General features: G+C 37.2%; 3 protein-coding genes. All 3 read right to left on the bottom strand.

The window, feature by feature from the left end; genetic code table 11:
• Positions 1–316: protein rep (locus ACOV1R_RS15910; RefSeq protein ID WP_424744323.1), on the bottom strand; the 316-nt coding region annotated here is incomplete at its 3' end.
• Positions 317–1,114: 798 nt separating this feature from the next.
• Positions 1,115–1,663: a hypothetical protein gene (locus ACOV1R_RS15905; protein ID WP_217203458.1), complete on the bottom strand. Its 549-nt coding sequence runs from the start codon at positions 1,661–1,663 to the stop codon at positions 1,115–1,117.
• A 490-nt stretch (positions 1,664–2,153) separates the two neighbouring features.
• Positions 2,154–2,876: protein rep (locus ACOV1R_RS15900; protein ID WP_424744321.1), on the bottom strand; the 723-nt coding region annotated here is incomplete at its 5' end.

The following is a 2,876-nucleotide window of genomic DNA, read 5'->3' as shown; positions in this document are numbered from 1 at the left end:
TTAAAAATAAAAAGCGACCAGTTGGTTCACGCTTAACAGTTTCCGCAATAATTTGTTTTAACTGGCTCGAGTTTTTCATGCTCTTTCTCCAATTACACAATGGACACAATCGTTTATGACAAAACCACGTTTGATAAAGTTTTAAGTGCTCGCCAATCTTACGAAAACGCAAAACTCCACCACAACCCCGTACATCATGTGCCCGTTTAAATTCTAAGATTGCCAAATATTCGGCATAACGAACATTTTCAATCTTCCGTTCTCGCCAAGGTCTAACTTTGCCATTTTCAGTTTTATCTTCAAAAATTTCTGACATAAAAAGCTCCTTCCGCTTTACCACGTGAAGGAGCTGACTATCTTTTTCAATAAGCTTATAACCTTGACACCAAAGGCTTTTACACCTAAAATAAAGGCTATAAATGAAAAAGATAAACAACTCACGTGCTCGGACGCCAATCGGAGATTTTCACGTGGGTTTTTATTTTGTCTTTCTTTCAACCAATTTATAACCCTAATAATACACCAAAAGCCTATAAAATCAAGGGATACAAGCCTAATCAAGCTTGATTTTAAAAACTAGTTGTTGCTAGTAGTATCAAGATAAGAAGAAAACGCCAAAAAATTGGCGTTTTTAAACCCCAAAAGGCAGATCAGCAAGAACCGCTGAACTGCCTTTTTTAATACCTTGGGTTTCACCCAAACCTGACCAGCTGAACCAGCTGGACCGTAACGCTTGCCGCCGCTGGGCTCGGGGAAACAATGGCTTGTTTCCTAGGACATAAGGCTCTTGGGTTGAGTAAAGTCAGTCAACTCCTTAAAGCCTCAAAAAGGGACTAACTGCTAAAGCAGTAAGTCCCTTTAATTCGATTTACCGTTGACCGACAGTTAGATAGCTCACTGTTAGCTAAAATCGCTTAGAGCGCAAATAAGAGCCTTTAAAATTAACGTTCAAAAATAAAAAAGTTCGAAGGAGCTAGCGACTGAACTTATTTATTTTTGAATGTTCCAAACTGACGCAAGTCAGTTACGTTTGAGCAACGCGAAATCTGATGCAGGTTTTGATGGGTTTAGCACAACGTCATCAAAGATGACGTGTAAGTGCGCACTTTTTTATTTAGGCTGATAATGTTCTAATAAATTGTTCATAGGGTAATCTTTCGAATCCAACATCGTCGTGCATTAACATTACAAGTTCGTAAAAAATATTATTAGAATTATCGCCTGATCCTGTTGTTATAGCGTCAAATAATTTTTGGTGAGTATTTAATATTTCTTTATTGTCTTGAAAAATAACAGGAATTAAATTCAGCGCTCCGTTGAATGTAGTTTTTGCATTGTCATCAGAAAAAGTATTTAATATCGCCGTTTTGGAAGAGGATATGTCTTTGATAATACCTATTTTATCTTGTCTGATTTGTTCTTCTTTTCGTTTATTTTCTTGTTCTATTCGTAATTCTTGTGCATTTTTTTCGGTTTCTTTTCGTACTTTTTCTGCTGTTTTATTAGCTCGATTTTGCTGTATGATCCCTCCTAGAAGTGCTAATAAACCACCTATAATTGTTGGTATTAAACTTTCCCAATTCATTGAATGTTCATTCCTTTCATATTCATGCTTTTTTAAATCATGCCACAAAAACAATTGATAATTATATGCAATAACCACACAAGAGCTCCAGAAGCGCCTAAAATCGTTTTTAAGAGCTTTAACAGGGTTGTTAGGGCGTAAAGCCTTAACCGAGCGTCAGCGAGCCTCTAGCAAGCTATCTGTACGCAGAGACTAACGGTTAAGGATAGCTAGTTAACAGCAGGCTGCTTAAACAGTCTTTTTCCTTAAAAAAGGTTTTGATCTTGAGCGTGGTCTCTTTTATGCAGGTTTTTGTTAGTAACGAGAAGCAATAGTTTTTATGCCGAGAAAACTTTTTACGGTGGGCTGGCGCGTTTTAAGCTTCTGGGGCGGGCGGAAGCTTTTTTCTTCCGACCGACATAGAAATTAAAGAAAGCGACAGGGGCCCCACCGTCAAAAGGAAATTGGAATAAAAAGAATTTAGATCTAACTTTTTATTTTCTTGTGGGGTGGGAAAATTGGAAAATTGGAAAATTTGAGCAACAAAAGGGGGGACACTACGACCGTTGATCATATCCTGACATTCTCTTTACCAAATAAAATAATTTTGTTTATTAAAATCCCATTTTGCGACAACTTCTTCCGCAGCTTCCATTTGCTCTTTGGTGTAGTCTTCATCACCCACATGAATTAAATCACCATTCTCGACATCTTCTAATTGCAAATCTTGCTTAATCTGCTTAAAAAGACCCCCATAACTAATTTGGCGTGTCCCAGCTAAAGCATATTCTAAATCTTTAATAACGGCTAAATTCTGCTCATCATCAGCGGTCATATAATCAGCAGATTTTACCTCATACTTAGCGGTTTCTTCGGCACTGGCTTGTAAAGAATTAGAGCCTTGGCGCTTGTTAGGTTTCACGGCTTGCACATGCACCATGGGCTCGTAATCAACTTTCAGGGCTTTTTGCCATAATTTTGCCCATTCTACTTGTGCTAAATAATTATTTGAATTCTTAAAATAACTTGATTTTACAAACAGCAACACATGCAAGTGTTGATTATATGACCCGTCTTGTTCGTTAACTGTTATCTCCGTTGACCGCAAATAACCCAACAAATTTTGTACAACTTTTTTATACCGTGTTAATTTATTAAAAGCTTTCGTCATTGCTCTTAATGACTGCTTTAATTCTTCCGCCGTCATCACATTTTTTACCGTCAAGGTTAAAAATAAAAAGCGACCAGTTGGTTCACGCTTAACAGTTTCCGCAATAATTTGTTTTAACTGGCTCGAGTTTTTCATGCTCTT

It is taken from the genome of Lactiplantibacillus sp. YT640 (assembly GCF_049745435.1).
In the GTDB taxonomy this organism is placed as follows: domain Bacteria; phylum Bacillota; class Bacilli; order Lactobacillales; family Lactobacillaceae; genus Lactiplantibacillus; species Lactiplantibacillus plantarum.
Note: the sequence above shows the minus strand (reverse complement) of the source record. Positions and strands in the feature narration are given on the sequence as shown.